Origin of the sequence: Archangium lansingense (genome assembly GCF_026626635.1) — a bacterium.
Classification (GTDB): domain Bacteria; phylum Myxococcota; class Myxococcia; order Myxococcales; family Myxococcaceae; genus Archangium; species Archangium lansingense.
In genome coordinates, this window is sequence record NZ_JAPNKA010000001.1 from 13,529,754 (window position 1) to 13,547,672 (window position 17,919).

At 67.4% G+C, this 17,919-nt stretch carries 19 protein-coding genes; 8 read left to right on the plus strand and 11 right to left on the minus strand.

All coding sequences use genetic code 11. From position 1 onward, the window contains the following. The first annotated feature begins 22 nt into the window (after positions 1 to 22). Both OV287_RS54840 and OV287_RS54845 read left to right on the plus strand, forming a co-directional pair. Entirely contained in the window at positions 23 to 745 is a 723-nt protein-coding gene (locus OV287_RS54840; protein WP_267542074.1) for a class I SAM-dependent methyltransferase, read from the plus strand. Positions 746 to 820: 75 nt separating this feature from the next. Next, positions 821 to 2,176, plus strand: coding sequence for a sensor histidine kinase (locus tag OV287_RS54845; RefSeq protein WP_267542075.1), 1,356 nt, complete (start codon positions 821 to 823; stop codon positions 2,174 to 2,176). A gap of 18 nt (positions 2,177 to 2,194) precedes the next feature. On the opposite strand, the gene OV287_RS54850 is transcribed toward OV287_RS54845, so the two are convergent. Both OV287_RS54850 and OV287_RS54855 read right to left on the minus strand, forming a co-directional pair. Further along, positions 2,195 to 3,061, minus strand: coding sequence for a nucleotidyl transferase AbiEii/AbiGii toxin family protein (locus OV287_RS54850; protein WP_267542076.1), 867 nt, complete (start codon positions 3,059 to 3,061; stop codon positions 2,195 to 2,197). A 9-nt stretch (positions 3,062 to 3,070) separates the two neighbouring features. Further along, positions 3,071 to 3,982 carry a type IV toxin-antitoxin system AbiEi family antitoxin domain-containing protein gene (locus OV287_RS54855; RefSeq protein ID WP_267542077.1) on the minus strand — a complete coding sequence of 304 codons (912 nt, stop codon included), beginning with the start codon at positions 3,980 to 3,982 and terminating at the stop codon, positions 3,071 to 3,073. Between the two features lie 299 nt (positions 3,983 to 4,281). On the opposite strand from OV287_RS54855, the gene OV287_RS54860 reads away from it, so the two are divergent. Beyond that, positions 4,282 to 5,691 carry a M16 family metallopeptidase gene (locus tag OV287_RS54860; protein WP_267542078.1) on the plus strand — a complete coding sequence of 470 codons (1,410 nt, stop codon included), beginning with the start codon at positions 4,282 to 4,284 and terminating at the stop codon, positions 5,689 to 5,691. Beyond that, positions 5,691 to 7,187, plus strand: a complete 1,497-nt coding sequence (locus OV287_RS54865; protein ID WP_267542079.1) for a M16 family metallopeptidase — start codon at positions 5,691 to 5,693, stop codon at positions 7,185 to 7,187. Before OV287_RS54860 ends, OV287_RS54865 begins: the two co-directional genes overlap by 1 nt. Before the next feature lie 209 nt (positions 7,188 to 7,396). On the opposite strand, the gene OV287_RS54870 is transcribed toward OV287_RS54865, so the two are convergent. Next, a complete protein-coding gene (locus tag OV287_RS54870; protein ID WP_267542080.1) occupies positions 7,397 to 7,699 on the minus strand; it encodes a hypothetical protein in 303 nt (100 codons plus the stop codon). A 157-nt stretch (positions 7,700 to 7,856) separates the two neighbouring features. Between OV287_RS54870 and OV287_RS54875 the strand changes: the two genes are divergently transcribed. Beyond that, positions 7,857 to 8,660, plus strand: coding sequence for a hypothetical protein (locus OV287_RS54875; protein ID WP_267542081.1), 804 nt, complete (start codon positions 7,857 to 7,859; stop codon positions 8,658 to 8,660). A 49-nt stretch (positions 8,661 to 8,709) separates the two neighbouring features. Next, complete coding sequence (locus tag OV287_RS54880) at positions 8,710 to 8,913, plus strand: hypothetical protein (RefSeq protein WP_267542082.1); 204 nt, start codon at positions 8,710 to 8,712, stop codon at positions 8,911 to 8,913. 468 nt (positions 8,914 to 9,381) lie between these two features. Here the strand turns inward: OV287_RS54880 and OV287_RS54885 are convergent, their stop codons facing one another. From OV287_RS54885 to OV287_RS54920, 8 genes are all read right to left on the minus strand, one after another. Next, entirely contained in the window at positions 9,382 to 10,185 is an 804-nt protein-coding gene (locus OV287_RS54885) for a hypothetical protein (protein ID WP_267542083.1), read from the minus strand. Between the two features lie 86 nt (positions 10,186 to 10,271). Continuing rightward, positions 10,272 to 11,012, minus strand: coding sequence for a hypothetical protein (locus OV287_RS54890; RefSeq protein ID WP_267542084.1), 741 nt, complete (start codon positions 11,010 to 11,012; stop codon positions 10,272 to 10,274). A 116-nt stretch (positions 11,013 to 11,128) separates the two neighbouring features. Next, positions 11,129 to 12,058: a serine/threonine-protein kinase gene (locus tag OV287_RS54895; RefSeq protein ID WP_267542085.1), complete on the minus strand. Its 930-nt coding sequence runs from the start codon at positions 12,056 to 12,058 to the stop codon at positions 11,129 to 11,131. Positions 12,059 to 12,065: 7 nt separating this feature from the next. After that, positions 12,066 to 12,899: a serine/threonine protein kinase gene (locus OV287_RS54900; protein ID WP_267542086.1), complete on the minus strand. Its 834-nt coding sequence runs from the start codon at positions 12,897 to 12,899 to the stop codon at positions 12,066 to 12,068. An 11-nt stretch (positions 12,900 to 12,910) separates the two neighbouring features. Beyond that, complete coding sequence (locus OV287_RS54905; protein ID WP_267542087.1) at positions 12,911 to 13,732, minus strand: DUF2381 family protein; 822 nt, start codon at positions 13,730 to 13,732, stop codon at positions 12,911 to 12,913. 429 nt (positions 13,733 to 14,161) lie between these two features. Beyond that, positions 14,162 to 14,725, minus strand: coding sequence for a 3-keto-disaccharide hydrolase (locus tag OV287_RS54910; RefSeq protein ID WP_267542088.1), 564 nt, complete (start codon positions 14,723 to 14,725; stop codon positions 14,162 to 14,164). Positions 14,726 to 14,766: 41 nt separating this feature from the next. Further along, positions 14,767 to 15,624 (minus strand): hypothetical protein, encoded by an 858-nt coding sequence (locus OV287_RS54915; protein WP_267542089.1) that lies wholly within the window; start codon positions 15,622 to 15,624, stop codon positions 14,767 to 14,769. Positions 15,625 to 15,750: 126 nt separating this feature from the next. Then, complete coding sequence (locus OV287_RS54920; protein ID WP_267542090.1) at positions 15,751 to 16,332, minus strand: hypothetical protein; 582 nt, start codon at positions 16,330 to 16,332, stop codon at positions 15,751 to 15,753. Between the two features lie 227 nt (positions 16,333 to 16,559). On the opposite strand from OV287_RS54920, the gene OV287_RS54925 reads away from it, so the two are divergent. Together OV287_RS54925 and OV287_RS54930 are read left to right on the plus strand one after the other, a co-directional pair. Then, complete coding sequence (locus tag OV287_RS54925) at positions 16,560 to 17,387, plus strand: acyl-CoA thioesterase (protein ID WP_267542091.1); 828 nt, start codon at positions 16,560 to 16,562, stop codon at positions 17,385 to 17,387. Positions 17,388 to 17,541: 154 nt separating this feature from the next. Continuing rightward, a complete protein-coding gene (locus tag OV287_RS54930; protein ID WP_267542092.1) occupies positions 17,542 to 17,919 on the plus strand; it encodes a hypothetical protein in 378 nt (125 codons plus the stop codon).

Below are 17,919 nucleotides of genomic sequence, written 5' to 3' on the forward strand. Positions count from 1 at the left end.
TCCTCCTTCCCGGAGACCCCCCATGTTCCACCCCAAGGGACCGAGCTTCATGGAGCTCATGCAGCAGGGCCTCAGCTCGATGGAGCGGGGGTATGATCTGCTGGCGCCGAAGTTCGACTACACGCCGTTCCGCACGCCGGACGATGTGCTGAAGGCGAGCGTGGAATTAGCGGGGCCAGCCGCAAGCGTGGAGAGCGCGCTGGACGTGTGCTGCGGCACGGGGGCGGCGATGCGCCACCTGAGGCCGCTGTGCCACAAGCGCGTGGTAGGGGTGGACCTGAGCCAGGGGATGCTGGACGAGGCGCGCCGGAGGCTGACGGACGCGCCGGGGACGGCGGCGCTCGAATGGGTGCGAGGAGATGCACTGGAGCTGCCATGGCGCGAGGAGTTCGAGCTGGTGACGAGCTTCGGCGCCTTCGGCCACATCCCCGAGGAGGACGAGCCGCGGCTGGTGGAGGCCGTCCACCGGGTGCTGAAGCCGGGAGGCCGCTTCCTGTTCGTGACAGGGGAGGAGCCCTCGCGGCTACGGCCGGGCTACTGGCTGGCGAGGGCCTTCAACACGGCCATGCGGGTGCGCAACGCGGTGTGGAAGCCGCCCTTCGTCATGTACTACCTGACCTTCCTGCTGCCGCGCGCACGGGCGCTGCTGGAGGCGCAGGGCTTCCAGGTAGACGTACACGCGGACGCGCTGCCCGAGCCCTACGGGCGTCACGGGCTGTGCGTGGTGATCGCCACCCGGCGGTGAGGGGTGCCGGGCTGGGCAGCCCTACCCCAACGTCCTACAATGGGGGGAGCCTCTCGCCGGAGTACCGCCGCAACCATGTCCCAGCCGCCGCCCCCCCCGGAGGAAGGGCTGAGCCCACGCTACTTCTCCGAGCAGGAGAAGCGGCGGCAATGGAGGATGACGCGGGTGTTCTGCGCTACCCTCCTCGCGCTCTACGTGCTGGACGTGCTCATCCTGAAGCGCCCGAGCCTCGCGCCCCTGCTGGTCCGGCTGGCCTGGGTCACGGAGATGTCCGTCTACACCTGGCTGTTGGTGAGGACTCCCGAGCACCGGTTGCCGCTCCTCAGGAGCCTCCACGGCGTCCTCATCAGCACCTGCTTCCTGGGGCTCGTCTCCGTCACCGGGGGGAGCAACAGCCCGTACATGGCGATGGTGCCCTCCCTGCCGTTGTTGATGGCGCTCATCCAGCCCCAGGAGCCCAAGCTGGCCATCCTCTGCGGGGTGACGGGTGCACTGGGGATGCTCGTCATCCTGCCGCTGACGAACGGCCAGGCACTCAACACCCTGGCCTGGGTGGGCACGGTGGGGGCGGCGACATTCTTTGGAGTGTACGGCTCGGAGCAGTACCGCAAGGCGCAGGTGGCGGAGAACGAGGCGCGAGTCGAGCGCGCTCGCCGCGAGTCGATGGAGAAGCTGACGAAGGCCGAGCGCTACCGGGCGCAGACGGAGAAGCTGGCCACGGTGGGAAGGCTGGCGGCCAGCGTGATGCATGAAATCAACAACCCCCTGTCCTTCGTGGGCTCCAACCTGGCGTTCCTGCGCACCGAGGTGCTGGCGCAGCCGTTGCCGGAGAAGGAGCGACAGGAGTTCCAGGAGGCCTTCGACGAGACGCGCTCGGGGGTGGAGCGCATCAAGCAGATTGTGTTGGACCTGAAGGGCTTCTCGCGGATGGACGACGAGGAGCCGAGCGAGTGCGCGCTGGCGGACGTGGTAACGGACGCGGCGAGGCTCGCGGCGGTGCGGCTCAAGCACGTGGCGCGGCTGAAGGTGGAGATACCGGCGGAGCTGCCGGAGGTGTTCGCCACGAGGCGGAGGCTGGCACAGGTGCTGCTCAACCTGCTGGTGAACGCGGGGGACGCGCTGGAGGAGGCGAAGGTGCAGGGTGGCGAGGTGCGGGTGACGGGGGTGGCGGAGGAGGGGAGGGTGACGCTGCTGGTGGAGGACAACGGGCCGGGCTTCCCGCCGGAAGTGCTGCCCAGGCTGTTCGAGTCCTTCTTCACGACGAAGGGCCCGGAGAAGGGGACGGGGCTGGGGCTGAGCATCTCGCGCGAGTTGGTGGAGCGCTTCGGGGGAACGCTGAAGGCGGAGAACCGGCCCGAGGGAGGCGCGCGGCTGCGCCTGGAGCTGCCGGTGCACAAATCCGCCCCCTCGGGGACCCACGAGCAAGCATGAAGACACGCGAGGAGTGGCTCACTCCTCGGGAATATCGAGTTGTGCAATGAAGCCCAGCAGCTCACTGAACGCTTCGTCGAAGGGAATGAAGGTATCGCGCGTCGTTCCCTTGAGCGCCTCATAATCCACGCGGGCCCGACTCTCGACTTCTGGATTCCGGAAGGCCTCCCGTGACACGGGAACGCTCCGAGCCGCAGCTTTTCGACGCAGATACTCCGCGATGCGCGCGCGGTCGATGCTCACGTGGCGGAGCAACAGCACTGCAATGTCGAGCACGTCCTGCCGGCGGTTTCGATTCCGGATGGGCTGCTGCAGCAATGAGCGGAGCTTCTCGGCGATGATGTCTTCAATGGTGCTGACACGCAAGGGATTCGCAGCCTGAATGTTGATGGGGCGATCATCGCAGATGGGCTCATTCAAGCTGATGTCGAGTTGGACAATGCTCTTGGAGGGCTCACCTCGGGCCATTCGCTCCTGGTTACGACGATCGTCGGGGAGCGCGTATCCAACCTTCACCTCGTAGGTGACGAACGTCCTGTTCGGCCCCGGAGGCTGTCTATCGATTCGCTGCACGCGGAGGGCTACTCCCAACACCCGCTCCGTCTGAGCCAAGCTCTGGTCCATCAACGTCCGGAGCCTCTCCTCGTCCAAGGCCTCATCCGTTGAGGAAAAATCGAGGTCCAGGGTGCTGCGATTGGGCTGCCAGACAAAGTCGAGCGCATTACCCCCCTTGAACACCAGAATGCGACTCAGGGCCCGCGAACCAGCGATGGAGCGAAGGACCGCGTATTGCGCGAAGCGCATGCGAGCCTCGCTCGGTGCGATTCGCTGCTGTTTCGCCCAGGAGGATATCCCCTCAAACGTGGTCGGGTAGGTGGTGTCCAAGCCACCACCTCATACTTCACGGAGAACGTCGATGGGAGCATTAACGGATAGTTTCCATTTCTCGCTGTAGGTGGATGCGAAAGGCTCGCTCCCAACAAGCCGACTTGAGCCCCCACGTTTGGCTCGTGCTGGCCATAGCTCCACCTTCGGATGCTCCAGTTGGAGTTCATCCAGGATGAACCCCACACGCTGACGGAGCACAGCCACGCCAAACTGCTCGACAAGTTCCACCAGCTCATCCACATCCAGCGTGTCACGCACATGAACCCAGGCGCGTAGAACTTTCTCGAAGCCACCGCACCATTCCGGGTGCATCAATCCATCAAGCAGCGTCCGTTCCGGTGTCGTCACGCGGACGGGATAACCCCGAGGGCGATACTCCATAGTGCCAAACATGGACGAGCCTCTCGATAGCCAATGCCAACGAACAGGCTTGCCAAAAACCTCCTCCACCGTCCGCCCATAGGCATACTTGGCCCCTTCCTCGTCTTCCGAATGGATCCCAGGAGGAAGCAGGCCTCCTGTTCCGTCCGACGGAAGGACCACCTGGAGTTCCTGCGGGAAATCGTCGGTCATCCCATGAAAAACGAGCGCTGTGATGTGGCTGAGTGCCGCGTACGGGTGAACCTCCATGAGGATCTCGTCTTCGGAGAGCACCCCCGTGCGTGCATACGGTGCCCGGACTTCATAGAGAAACTGGAGACTGCTCGGGTGCTGGAACTCACCACTCGCGACCAGACGCCTCAGGATTCCCCGAATCTCCTCCAGACTGGTAGGGGCCTTCGCCCAGCGTCGCATCTCCGCAGGAATCCGATGCGTCGCTCGACGCAAGAGGACCAAGGCATGCCAGTCCGCTACGACCCGCCGCTGCTCGGCCGCCATCTCCTCAACCAAGCCTTGACCGAGAGTCTTCTTCTTCATGTCTCGACCAGGAACTGTCGACTCGTCCTTACATTCGTCCTAAGGACGAATGTAAGGACGATGGGACAGAATGTCAACGGGAAGGGCCCTTGCTCGTAACCAGGAACCTCCGGCCTTTGTGCGCTTGCTTGCTCAAGGATGCCGTACCTCCGGTACGTGGACGCATGACCACGTACAAGCCCTCCTCTGCTGAGTCGGCCATGGCGAGGACAAGACCGTCCTTATTCACTCGCGCTCCGCCGGGAACAGGGCACGTGCTAAGCGGTTGCCTCTGCACACCGAGGAGGCAACCGCTCCGCATGAAGAAAGCGCTCATCGCCGCCGCCGTCCTCGCCCTCGGCCTCCCGGCCTTCGCCCAGCAGCAGCAGCAAGAGGCGAAGCCACTGGCCCCGGGGCGTGAGGCGCTGACCATCCCCTACGAGACGTACAAGCTGCCCAACGGCCTGGAGGTCATCCTGGCCCAGGACAAGAAGCTGCCCGTGGTGGCGGTGAATGTCTGGTACCACGTGGGCGCCTACAACGAGCAGCCTGGCCGCACCGGCTTCGCGCACCTCTTCGAGCACATGATGTTCCAGGGCTCCAAGCACGTGCCGGATGACGTCCACATCGCGATGCTCGAGCAGGTGGGGGCGAACGATCTCAACGGAACGACGAACTACGACCGGACGAACTACTTCGAGACGGTGCCCACCAACCACCTGGCCACGGCGCTGTGGCTGGAGAGTGACCGGATGGGCTTCCTGCTGGACGCGCTGGACGAGAAGAAGCTGCACACCCAGCAGGAGGTGGTGAAGAACGAGCGGCGCCAGGGCGTGGAGACGCGCCCCTACGGCCTCGCGCAGGAGAAGCTCTGGCAGGCGCTCTTCCCCGCGCCGCACCCGTACCACGGCAAGGTCATCGGCTCGATGGCGGACCTGGACGCGGCCACGATGGAGGACGTGAAGGGCTTCTTCCGCAAGTGGTACGCGCCGTCCAATGCCACGCTCGCGGTGGTGGGAGACTTCGAGCCGAAGGAGGCGCGGGCCCTGATCGAGAAGTACTTCGGCACGCTGCCGAGCGGCCCCAAGCCGGAGAAGCCGCAGGTGGCCCCGGTGAAGCTCACGGGCGAGACGGTCATCCGCCACGACGAGAAGGTGGGCACGCTGCCGCAGGTGACGATGGCGTGGCTCACCCCGGCGTACCTCTCCGAGGGGGATGCCACGGCGGACGTGCTGGCCAACGCGCTGGGCACGGGCAAGTCCAGCCGCCTCTACAAGCGCCTGGTGCTAGAGAAGGGCCTGGCGCAGAACGTGAGCGCCACCCAGACGAGCCTCGGGGCCCAGTCTGTCTTCACCGTCGAGGCGGTGGCGCGGCCGGGGGTGTCCAGTGACGCGCTGGCCAAGGAGATGGACGCGGTGCTGGAGGAGGTGCGGCGCGGAGGAATGACGCAGCAGGAGCTGGACCGGGCGCGCACGCGCTTCGAGACGCAGATGCTGGCGGGGTTGCAGTCGGTGGGCGGCTTCGGCGGGAAGGCGGACGTGCTGCAGAGCTACAACCACTACCAGGGAGACCCGGGCTTCCTCGGCGAGGACCTGGCGCGCTACGACGCGGTGACGGCGGACAAGGTGCGGGACTTCGCTCGCGAGTACCTGAAGCCCGACGCCCGCGTGGTGGTGCACGCCGTGCCCGCCCAGAAGGGCCCCATCTCCTCCGCGAAGGAGCTCCACTGATGCGCCGCCTGTTCATCGCCCTGTCCGTGCTGGCGCTCGCCGCCGGCTGCAAGACGGCTCCCGAGCCCGTCCCCGAGACGCCCAAGCCGCCCGAGACGCCGGCCCCGCCGCCGGAGGACCCCAACGCCTTCCGCCGGCAGCCGCCGAAGCCGGACGTGCCACCCGAGCTGGTGCTGCCGAAGTTCGAGCAGGCGAAGCTGGACAACGGGCTCACCGTGCTGGTGAGCACGCGCAAGGAGTTGCCGCTCGCCTACGTGGGGGTGGCCTTCGCGGCGGGAGGCTCGCAGGACCCGAAGGGCAAGTGGGGCCTGGCGGACGTCACGTACAAGATGCTGCTGGAGGGCGCGGCCGGGAAGGACACGACAGCGCTGGACCAGGCCTTCCAGGACCTGGGGGTGTCGCCGTCGATCAGCGTCAACGCGGATGGGGCCTTCATCGGGACGCGAGTGCTGAAGCGGCACGCGGACACGGCGCTGTCGCTGCTGTCGGACGTGGTGCGCAAGCCGAACCTGGCGCACAAGGACTTCGAGCGGCGCAAGAAGCTGCAGCTGGCGGAGCTGGTGCGCGCCATGGGCAGCCCGGGCTTCCTGGCGCAGCAGGCGTACCTGGACGCGGTGTTCGGCCCGGAGCACCCGTATGGACACCCGGTGATCGGCCTGCCGGCCACGGTGGACACGCTGACGCTCAAGGACGTGAAGTCCTTCTATGAGAAGAGCGTGGGCCCGAAGGCGGCCGCACTGGTGGTGACGGGGGATGTCACCCTGGACGAGGCGATGGGGCTGGCGAAGAAGTACTTCGGCGATTGGAAGGGCACTGCCCAACCGCCGCCGGTGCCGCCCACGCCCGCCGCGCTGCCGCGGCAGCAGGTGGTGTTCGTGCCCAAGCCGGGGCTGGACCAGACGATGATTGTGGTGGGCCGACCGGGAATCGCGGTGGGACACCCGGACGAGTACGCGCTGGACCTGGCGACGACGGTGTTCGGCGGCTTCTTCGGGAGCCGGCTGAACATGAACCTGCGGGAGGACAAGGGCTACAGCTACGGGGCGGGGGCGAGCGCGGATGCGCGGCTGGGAGTGGGGCCGCTGACGGCCTCGTCGGCGGTGCGCAAGGACGTGACGGGCCCGGCGCTCAACGAGTTCTTCCAGGAGATGAAGGGGATACAGGAGCGCCCCATCACGCAGAAGGAGCTGGAGGCAGCGCGTGAGGGCCTCATCCGGGCGATTCCGGGCGAGTTCGAGACGGTGGAGGGACTGGGCTCGAGCGCGGCGTCGCTGTTCTTCCTGAGGAGGCCGATGGACGAGTACGCGCGGACGGTGACGGGGCTGGAGAAGGCGACGCCGGCCGAGGTGCAACGGGTGGCGGAGGCGTACCTGGGCCCGTCGGCGATGCAGGTGGTGCTGGTGGGAGACCCGGACACCATCCAGCAGCAGGTGGGCCCGCTGGAGCTCGGCAAGCTGGTGCCGAGGGACCCGGTAGCGCCACCGACGAAGCGGTGACAGGGGGGAAGACCCTCACCCTGACCCTCTCCCAAAGGGAGAGGGGATTCACACGAGGCAGCAAACACAGAGGAACGGGGGTCAGTCCCTCCGAGGCACAGAGAAACTGACACGGTGAGAACGGGGGTCAGTCCCTCTCCCTCTGGGAGAGGGTCGGGGTGAGGGTATACGTCCCCCGGGTTCCCCACCGAGCAGGGAGCCCGAGAGCCTCAGTCCTCTGGCGCGTACCGGTTCTTCTCCACCTCTTCCTCGCCGCGGGCGCGGCGGGCCTCCTCATCGGCCTCGTCGATGGGGCTGCGGATATCCGGGACGTAGCCACCGACCTCGGCGTCACTGTCGAGGGCGAACTTCTGCTCACGGGTGCCGTGGATGGAATCAGCGGCGTAGAGGGGCAGGGTGTCATCGGCCTCGAGCCCGCGCTCGACGCGGTCCTTGGCGAATGGGGGCTTGGTGTTCTCGCGCTCCTTGGGGTGCACGGGGTCGTACTTCCTCCGCTTCTCGTTGTCGGCCATGGTGAAGCCTCCTGGTGGAATGCGGACGCGCGGGGTTGCGCGACCCTCCGAGGTTCAATGTGGGGCGCACCGGGGGCGCTCCAAGCTTCCCAGGGAGGGACGAGGCCTCCCTCGCCCGGCCGGTGCACGAGGAGCCAGCGCATGAGAGATTGCGCGCATGAGTGCCCCCGCCACCTCGACGGCCCTGCAAGAGACTCCGTGCTGTGCGCACCACCCCGGCCAGGAAGCCGTGGGCACGTGCGCGCGCTGCGGAGCCTTCTACTGCGAGGCCGAGTCCATCCGGCACGGGGAGCACACGTACTGTGAATCCTGCGGCGGGCGGCCCGAGGTAGGGCACCTGGAGCGGCTGAGGCAGGAGCTCTGGGGGAAGAGGGACGGGTGGGCGTGGCTGATGCTGGCGAGCGCGCCGCTGCACCTGGTCTTCACGGTGGGAATGGGGATGGACGGGCTGTGGCACTGGTCGGTGCTGGGCGCGGCGAACACGGCGGTGGTGGTGGCGTGGTTCCTCGGGGTGCCGCTGGCTCGGCCGGCGCTGCTGTTGCTGCCGCCACTATGGCTGGTGGGCTTCACGCTGAAGGGGAGGGACCTGGGCGTGCTGGCGCTGCTGGCTCCGGCGATGGGGCTGGCGCTGTGGCTATACGCCAGTACACGCGTGCGACTCTTCTTCCGACAAGAGGTGGACCTGGAGCGCCTGGAGCGATTGTGGGACGCCCGCGAGAACAACCCACTCGCGCGCCACGCGCTGGTGTGCGGACTGGCCGGACTGGTGGTGCCAGTAGCCGCACCGCTGGCGATGGGACTCGGAGTGGCGGGCCTGCGCCGGGTGAACCTGGAGGCAACTCCCCCGATTGGCAAGCGGCAGCAGGCGCTTGCGGGACTGGTGCTCGGAGGACTGGGCCTGGTGGGCTGGACGGGCTTCGTGCTGTGGCGGCTGTCCCAGGGACTGCCGCTGCTGCCGTGACGGGCGAGCCTCGCTGAGAGCTGCCCGATATCGACCTTCCCCCAACAATGTGAGCAGCTTCAAGGAGGCTTGGAAGTTCACCCAATCCGGCCCCCATTCCGGGGAGCCGGGCGGCACGCTGTACACGAACCTCGGCTACTACCTGAACTACGGCCTGTCCCCGGATGGGGCGCGCCAGTGGGAGAAGGCTCTCCACACTGAGCTCGGCGAGAAGCTCTCGCCCACCCCGGCCAAGAGCCCTCACGCCAGGTAGGTCGCGAAAACACCACGCAATCTGCGCCTCCCCGGGAGTTGGCACAACCTCTCCTGGTGGAGGCTTTTTCGCGTCGTGCAGACCCGACTAATGGGCTTCAGGTAGTTCAGTTAAGAGAGAGGCGGCAGTGGCCCGAAGAAGGAGCGCAGGAACTGAGGGCGATGCTGGAGGCGCTCGAAGCTGCGGCGCATGGGCTTGCCCCGGTTACGTGGCTCTCCCTCACTTCGTGTGGTTCAGTGGCGGCGAGCAGGTGAAACTCACTCGCGCAAATCATCCGCATGCGTCCAGGTTTCACACAAACTGCGGGAGAGCCACAAAACCGGGGCAGGTTCACCCTGTGCCTTAGAGGGTGTTGAACTGGGGCAGGCAGGCGTCGTCTACCACAGCACCGTCAGTGCATCCGATGATGCGCAACGGTCGACCTCCTGGTGTGAGCATGCCGATGACGACCGTGGGCCTCGTCCGTTGCTAATGACGCCCCAATTCCCTGTCCCAGGCGTACAACTGCCCGTTCACCGCATATTTGTCGGCGCTGGAGATACTCTCGAATTTCTTCGGAGGAAGCGCGGAGAGGCGCTCGCGCAGGAAGTCCGGGTCGCTGAGCACCTCGCGGTGTTTGAGATCGGTGTTCGCCTCCACTACGACAGGCATCACCCGGAGCACGGCCTTCTCGCAATCCTCTCGGGTCGCGCGAGCCATGCGCTCCACCGTCAGGGCCAGGTGCTCGCGGACCGAGGCCGGGCCTCCGGGGCACCAGGCCTCCAGCGTCTTGCGGTAGATATCGTCCATGAGCTCTTCCAGCGTGTACTTCTTACCGGGCCAGAACGCGTAGCGAGGGCCCAGGAGCACGTCCCAGAAGCGGAGCAGCGAGGCGAGCCGGTTCGCCATGCGCTCCGCGCTCCACAGCGGCGGCGGAAACACGGCATGGTAGAGGGCGCCCCACGGGGTGCTCAGGCAGAAGGACTCGAAGGCCTCCCTCATGCGCTGATGCTCCTCCTCCGGGACGCCTTCATCCAAGTCCACGAAGATCTCGACGAACAGGTGCATCCGCCAGCGGGGGCGGTTCCAGTCGAAACCGTCGGCCCCCGAGTGTATCACCAGCACCTCGCCGGGCAGCACCTGGCGCATCTGCCGGGGCTGGGGAAAGGCACCGGTCTTGATGTACTCCCGGGCCCACCAGCGGCCCTCGGCTCCCACCTTGCGGCGGATGGCGGCGGTGGTGTCGTAGAGCCACGCCGGAAACTCGAGCACCGGGGAGGGTTCCGTGGTCATGGCTTTCGCCCTACCACGGCGTTCAGCAGCTCCTCAAGCGCCAGGCACTTCGCGCGCTCCGAGGGCGGCGGACACCTCCCGCCCGCTCAGCGGCAGTCCACAGGCAGGTAGACCTGGCCCTGGAAGCCCTTGGGGCGTTCGCCCCCTTCATAGGCAGCCCGGATCGCTTGCTCGGCCAACTCACCGCGCTGTTCTATTTCTTCCCTGGGCAACTCCTCTGCCTTCTGGGCCGCCCGCTCCTTCCAGGAAGCACCGGGCTGCTTGCGCCGGTAGCTCCAGCGGTACAGCGTCACTCCGGGCTCTGGCGTGCGCCAGGACAACTGCCAGAGTGCCCCCCCGTTCTCGAATTCGAGGAAGAGCGACCCCTCGAAGCCGGTGCCTCCCACGAGCTTCTTGTCAGGCTCGACAGCCTCATTCAGGGCCGCCAGGTAGCGCCCCGCCTGTTCTCTCCCTTCCACGCGCGACTCCTCATTGTCCGGCTTGAGCTCGAACAGCACGAGGGCGACGGTATCGGTGATGTCCGGGCGCAAGAGCCTCACGAACTCCGGAAGACGCTCCGGGTCCCCCAACTGCCCCTCCTTCACAATGGTGGAGAGACTGGTATCGACGAAGACGCGGTTGGTGGGCTGCTGCACACGGTACTCCAGGCCAATGACCTCATGCGCGGCCTTGCCAAGAAAAGCGCCCCAGGGCTCCTTGGAGTCCGGCTTACGGCCAGGGAGCTTGGAGGAGGGCGGCTCCGCCTGGGCACCGAGGGTCGCCACGAGCACCAGGAGAAAAGCCGCCAGCCCCAAGGTGCTCCTTGTCCTGGCTCCTCTGTTCTTCATGTCCAACATGCTCCTCCCCGGTGCGGTGTCGGCTCGCCTGACTGCTCCTGTTCAACACCCTCTCAGGAAGTGGCTTTCCTGGAGGTGACTCCAGGCACACAGGGGGCTGAGGACCCTCACGGCCAGTACCAGACCCCGTTGATCGCGGCGATTCGTAGGAGTTGGACGGTGCCGGATTTGGGGCCAGGCTGCCGGTCCAAGCGCCCGTGGGGGCCGCCCAGGGCGATGCAGACGGGGTACTCCTTGCCATCCGGCAGCACAGCGCGCGTGTAGCGCCCGATGACGGCTTCCCGGCCAAGGTCATCTTTCAGACCGGGGCCCGTCCACAGGTGCCCATACAGCAGAGTGCCCTCCGCCAGCAGCCCCTCCCCTTTCGTAACGCGGCCGACGATGGGGCCGTCCGAGTAGAGCCCGTAGTTGCCACCCTCTACCGGCTGGGTGACATCGATGAGGGCGTCGGTAAAGCCACCCGGGCTCATCTTGAGTTCCTTGAACATGGCCGCGATGGCGTCCGCCGGGCAGCTCATCGGCTCGGGCCTCACCTGGGCCCCGGGGCACCCCACGCCGGTGGCGGCGCATAGCCATGCGGCGAGAAGGCTGGAGAGCGAGGAGCTACGGGAGGCGGTGACAGGCTGGGTAGAGTCGGACACGGGTGGGGTTCCTCTCTGGGCAGTGGCGGACGCACCAGGCTCCGCCGATGAGGGCTCGATCAGGGCTCGTCCGATGATCAGACCGATGGCTCCCACGAGGAGAGCGCAGGCCAGTGCGGTGAGGAGCCATTTCCTCCGCGAGCTGCGCGCCGTGGGGCCAGCCCTCTCTCCTGGGGCCTCCGCCCACGGCTGCGCCTTCTCCACCTCGGGCACTGCCCGCGGGTGCTCGGCCCCCGGCTCTTGCTCGGGCGGCGCCGCTGCTGGGCTCCTCGGGGCGGTGAGGGGCACCTTCCAGTCGGAGGACGTCCTCTCCTTCTCGGCGGCCTCATCCAGCGCCCGCAGCAGCGCCTGGGTGCTGGGGTAGCGCTCCTCGGGCTGCTTCTCCAGCAGCTTCATGGCGATGTCACTCAGGGAGCGCGGCACCAGGGGATTGAGGAGGTGGGGCGCCGTTGGAGGTACGGCGGCGATGGCGGTCAGCAGTTCCTTGTCCGGTAGCTTGGGGTCGAAGGGGTGGAGGTCGGTGAGCCCCTCCCTGGTAGAGCAGCACCCCCAAGGCGTACAGGTCCGCCGCCACACCCCCTTGGAAGGGCTCGCCCCGCGTCACCGGCTCGGTGCGCAAGTAGGCCAGGAACTCGGGGGGCACCAGGTGCAGCGTTCCCTCGGGCAGGCCCATCGTCTGCGTGAGGGTGCCCGGCAGGCGCACAGTGCCGAAGTCAATGAGGAAGAGCCGGCCGTCCTTCCGGCGGATGAGGAGATTCTCCGCCTTCAAGTCGCGGTGGTGCACACCCCGTGCGTGCAGCTCGCTTACGGTGCGCACCACGTCGCCGAAGGTCTCCACCAGCCTGGCGGCGTGAGGGGACTTGCGCCAGCGCCATTCGTGCCAGTCATCCCCCTCCACGTAATCCATGACGAGGAAGGGGTAGCCCATGCTGGGATTGGGCCAGAAGTCCACCGCGTACACGCGCAGCAGGTTGGGGTGGGAGGAGTAGGTGAGGAGGGCCGCCGCCTCGCGCGCCATCTGCCGCCAAGCGCTCTTCTCCTCCACGTACTGCTCCTCGGTGAGCTCTTCCCGGGAGTCAGAGAGGGGGCGCAGCCCCATCTTCATGGTGTAGGAGCTGCCGTCCCGCTCCACCTTGAAGACGCGGGAGGAGCCGCCACGGCCCAGCACCTGGGTAATGCGCCAGGGGCCCACCCTGTCTCCAGGCTTGAAGTGGTCCGGGTGCAGGGCATCCGTCATGGCCGGCCTTCCTAGAGATTCACCGTGCCGATGACAAGGTGCCGCCCGCCGCCCTTCTCCCGCAGCTCGAGGTGGAATACCTCCCCGGCTGTCCAGTAGGGCACCTCCGTCTCCGCCACGACCAGGCCTACGTCTCCTGAGGCGAGCTGCGGCCTGTCCATGCGGACGGCGACAACCCGCACGGGCGTGCCGTCCGCCCTGGTGAGTCGCGCCTCCCCGGCCGTCCACGGCTGTTGTCCTGGCAGGTTGTGCACCCGGACCGCGGCCAGCGCCCAGGTGCCTGCCCGGTACCCAGTGCCTTCCTCCAGCTTCATGCCGGCTTGGACCTGGGAGTCCGGAGCGATGGCGATGGGTCGTGCTCGAACGCCCCGCCGGTCCAACCGACCCGAGAGCACGAGGTAGCCCGGCTCGCCCGCCTCACACTGGGCCAGCGCCGCCTCCAGCACCTCCGGCGAGCGTTGCATGCGTGCAACATCCACCCGGGTGTCCACCTCCGTGGGGTGGGAGACGAGCGCGAAGACGGCGAACGCCGGGGAGGCCCCGTCCTTGTAGCGTACCCGTACCGCCAGCCGCTCTCCGTCCCCGGGGGGAACGAGAGGCTCGAGGAAGAGGGTGCGCTCGCCCACGTCCACCAGACGGAAGCGCGTCGCTCGCCCTTCCACCTCCACCAAGGCCCTGTCGATGGCGGCGTTGAAGACGAAGGTCGTGGCGATGCCGGCCGCCACCCGTATCTCCGACACCGGCTCGGCAGGGCTGCTGGGGACGACGACTTGCCGCTCCTGACGCTCGCGGGCCGGGGATTGGGGCTGCTGCGCGGCCGCAGCGCTCCCCATCAGGACGAGAGCGAGTGGAAACCACGGTAGGAGTCGTGCCAGGGTACAATACCTCCGGGGTCCACCCTAGCAGACGTTGCCCCAGGGCGGTCAGCACCGGAAGTGCGGAGGCCCGCTACTGCGGGTGTCCGACCTCAGCGCCGCCGGGCGCCCTCGCTCCTTCTCGCTCACGGATTTTCCCCTCTCAGAGGGGCCTCAAGATTTTGGGTAAGCTCGAACCCAAGCAGGTGAGCAGAAGTTCCTGTACACAAGCGCCCACGCCGCCCGATGGAGGTCGGGCGTGGCGGACAGCCCTGCCGGGCTCGCTCTTCGGAAACTTGTCCAACTGTTGGACAAGTTTGTGCAGCGCGCGGCCGGAGGCCGGCTTGGCGTCGCTCCGGACGCAGTGCAGAGGCCACACGATTGTGTCGGGAACTTCTGCTCACCGCGCTAGAGCCGCTGGATGCGCGGCGCGCGGAAGCGGACCCGCGAGCCCTCGTGGTGGGCCTGGAGGCCGATGCGTCCGGCGCGCGGCTTGTACGAGGGCGCGAAGAAGGAGCACACCTCCACGCCGTTGAGCACGACGCGCAACTCCAACCCTCGGGCGAGGATGTCGAAGGAGTTCCACTCGCCCAGGGGCCGCGAGGCCATCAGCAGGGCAGGGGCGAGCGTGTAGAGGGAGCCGGTGAGGTGAAAGGGACTCCCCATCGTGCCGTGCTCGGGGTCCACGCCGCGGTCGTCGATCTGCACCTCGAAGCCGGCCTTCCAGTCGGGCTGATTGCGAGCGAGCTCGGCGGTGGGGAAGCGGAAGAAGACGCCGGAGTTGTCCTCGATGGAGTGGGCGAGCCAGTCCACCTGGAGACGGAAGTCGGAGAACTCGGCGGGGGTGTACCAGAGGAGGCCAGAGCCGCCCTCGGACTCGAGGAGCCCGGGGCCCACGGGGACGAAGCGGCCCTGGCCCGCCATGGCCCAGGCGCCAGGAGTGTCGAAGGAGAGCGTGACGAGGGAGTCCATGGTCCTCACGGGATGAACGGGAAGGGCCGCGGCGGCCCGCCTCAGGTGGACACCAGAACGCGCCCGGTGAGGCGCATCCAGGCGAGCACGATCGCGCCGTCGAGGAGGGCCGCGCAGAAGGCATTCGCGAAGGTGAGCGTGAAGAGCTGGCCCCATTCCACCCAGAGGGCAGCTACCGGCGCTGGAAGGAGGAGCCGAGAGAACGGGATGAGCTGCGTCAACAGCACCTGCAGGAGGAAGATGGAGCCGAAGACGACCAGCAGGCTCCAGCGATGTCCCACGGTGAGCAGGGAGGAGCGCTGGAGGGATTGCAGAGGGCCGAGCCCGTCCAGCACGACGAGGGCAGGGGCGAGGGACAGGCAGACGGCGAAGTAGATGCCGGGGAGGATGAGGAGCAGTGCGCCGCCGAAGATGGCGCCCATGTAGAGCAGGTTCATGAGGAAGAGGGTGGAGCAGCGGAGCAGCCCCACCCGGAGCGACGAGAGCAGGGAGCGGCCGGGCTGCTGGAGGAGCCCGCCAGCGGTCCAGGAGAAGAAGACGGCCGTCGAGAAGGCGGTGACACTGGTGGAGATCAGGAACGGCAGTAACCAGTGCTGCGCCACCGGGACCGGGAGGAATCGGAGGGGGAGCTCACCGAGCAGGGAGATGACCAGGACGATGCCCACGCCCGAGAGGTTGCGGCTCAGCAGGGAGAAGGAGTCCTGGAGCAGAGCGCCCGCGGTGAGGCTGCCTGAGGGCAGCACCCGTTGGGCACACCCCTGACAGAGGGTGGGCAGGGAGGGGCTCCGGCAGCCCTCACAGCCGAAGCTCCCGCAGCGTTGGCAGGTGAAGACCGCGCCGAGGAGTGGATGGTTCGAGCAGACGACCCGGTCCTCGGCCGGAGGTGGAATGGACTGCATGGAAGGCCCCCCATCTGCTGTTGCCCTACTCTGGAGGAACGACGGCCGGGGGTGACGACAAACGACACGAGGACTACCTAACGGACACTCCGCGAGTCAGATTCACGGCAGACAGGGAGGGATTCGTTAGAAAGACCAGCCAAGGGACAGCTGGGCACGAGGGGCCACGATCACAGTCCACGGGCGCACACCGGGGAGAGCGGCCCGGTAGAGCGCGCCCATGCCCAGCGCGGCCTGCACGGTGAAGCCCTCGTCGAGCCGGAAGCTGTAGCCCGAGAGCACCGCGCCTCCCACGTCCCACTCCTGCCGTGCCCACGACCCGGGCCCCGCTGCCGAACCGGGCTCCACCCACGCCTGCTCCAGCTCGAACCGCGCGCCCACCCACAAGCCATCCATCACCGGGCCCCTCAAATACAGACGTGCACCGGGCTCGACGCCCCATCGCAGGTAGGCCGGATCAGCATCCTCGAGGACGCGGAGCCACTTCCCCAGGTCGAAGGCCGCCCGCAGCCTCAGCGTCACGGAGAACCCGTCGTCCAGCTCGCGCTCGCCCTCCAGCGCGACACCGCCCGGCGCCAGCGGCACCGCCACCCCCACGTACGTCCGGCCGCCCCAGCTTCCGCTCGGCAACGGGCCCTCGAGGGCTTCCTCGCCAGCCGGAGCGGCCATCATCACCAGCGCCGTCATCACTCCCACCACGCCGTCCATGGCAGCACTCCCCCTCGGAACGCTCGCGAAGCTCGCCGAGGCCCGATGCAACCCCCATGCACGGTGGGAGATACACGAAAACCAGGGGCTCACGGGCACGACCCCACCGCACCCACGTCACGCCGCGTACGCACCGAGCGTCCTGCTGACACGCGCGGTACGCACCCCGCCCGCGCACAGCCCCACGGGGCGTGGCCCGCCCGCTGTGCCTTCGTTAGGGTGAAGCCATGCCCGCGAACAGCTCTGAGCCCGCGTCCCCCTTCGTCACCGCCACCACCTGGAACGCGCTCGGAGAGGGGCGCTACCAGGGCCCCATCCGCCCCGAGTGGTTCCAGGGCCGCGGCGCCTATGGCGGCATGCTCGGAGGCACGCTGCTGCGCTCGATGATGCGCGAGCTGAACGAGCCGGCCCGTGCACCGCGCTCATTCACGGTGCACTTCTGCGCGCCGGTGACGGAGGGCGAGGCCTCGCTGGTGGTGCGGGTGGAGCGCGCGGGGCGCCAGGTGACGCACCTGTCGGCGCGGATGGAGCAGGCGGGACAGGTGACGTGCCTGGCGAGCGCCACCTTCGCCACCTCGCGCGAGACGCCGCTCGTCTACACGGATGCGCGTCCGCCGAAGGTGCCGCCTCCGGACGACGTGCCGCCCGTGCCGCGCGAGATGCTGCCCACCTTCGGCGCGCAATTCGACTACCGCTGGTGCGTGGGAGCCGTGCCCTATTCAGGGGCCGCCGAGTCGCGCGTGGGTGGCTGGATTCGCCCGCGTGTCCCCTCGCCGCTGGATGCGCCGCTGGTGGTGGGGATGCTGGATGCCTTCCCACCGGCGGCGTTCGCCCGGGTCAACGGCTTCTGCAATGGCGCCACCATGGACTACACGGCGCACTTCTACGCGCCGCTGCCGCTCGAGGCCGCGCCGGACGCCTTCTACCTGCGCACGGGCCACTCGCGTCACGCCGCGCACGGCTACGCGGATGACCTCGCGGAGCTGTGGAGTCGAGACGGACAACTGCTCGCCCAGCTGCGCCAGATGGCAGCGGTATTTCCCGCAAACCGCTGAAAACTCTCAGGATTTTTCTCCTGTCTAGGGAAGTGTGCCGCTGTGATGAAATGATGCATGGCGTAAGCATTGGTTGTCGGGGTGGGAAGCTCGCCCGAATCGTCCCACAGTGCTAACAAGGCGCCGCTTTCCCCAAACCCCAAGGAGAAATCCCATGCGTAAGTTCTTCCTGATCAGCAGCGCCGCCCTGTCCATGCTCGCCGTGGGTTGCGTCACGCCGCAGTCGGTGTGCGAGACCAGCGTGCAGAATAGCTGCGCCAAGTTGTTCGAGTGCTCCTCGACGGAGGTGAAGGGCTCGGACACCTTCAAGAGCATCTACGGCACCAACGCGGCCGAGTGTGAGACCAAGCTGGGCGCGCTGACCAAGTGTGACTCGAAGAAGGACTTCGACGAGATGTGCACTGACGAGGACGCGGGCAAGACGTTCGATCTGGGCAAGGCGTCCGAGTGCTCGGATGGCATCAAGTCCCTGGCGTGCGCCGACTTCAACAGCGGGAAGCTCCCGGCCGCGTGCGCGCAGACCTGCAAGTGA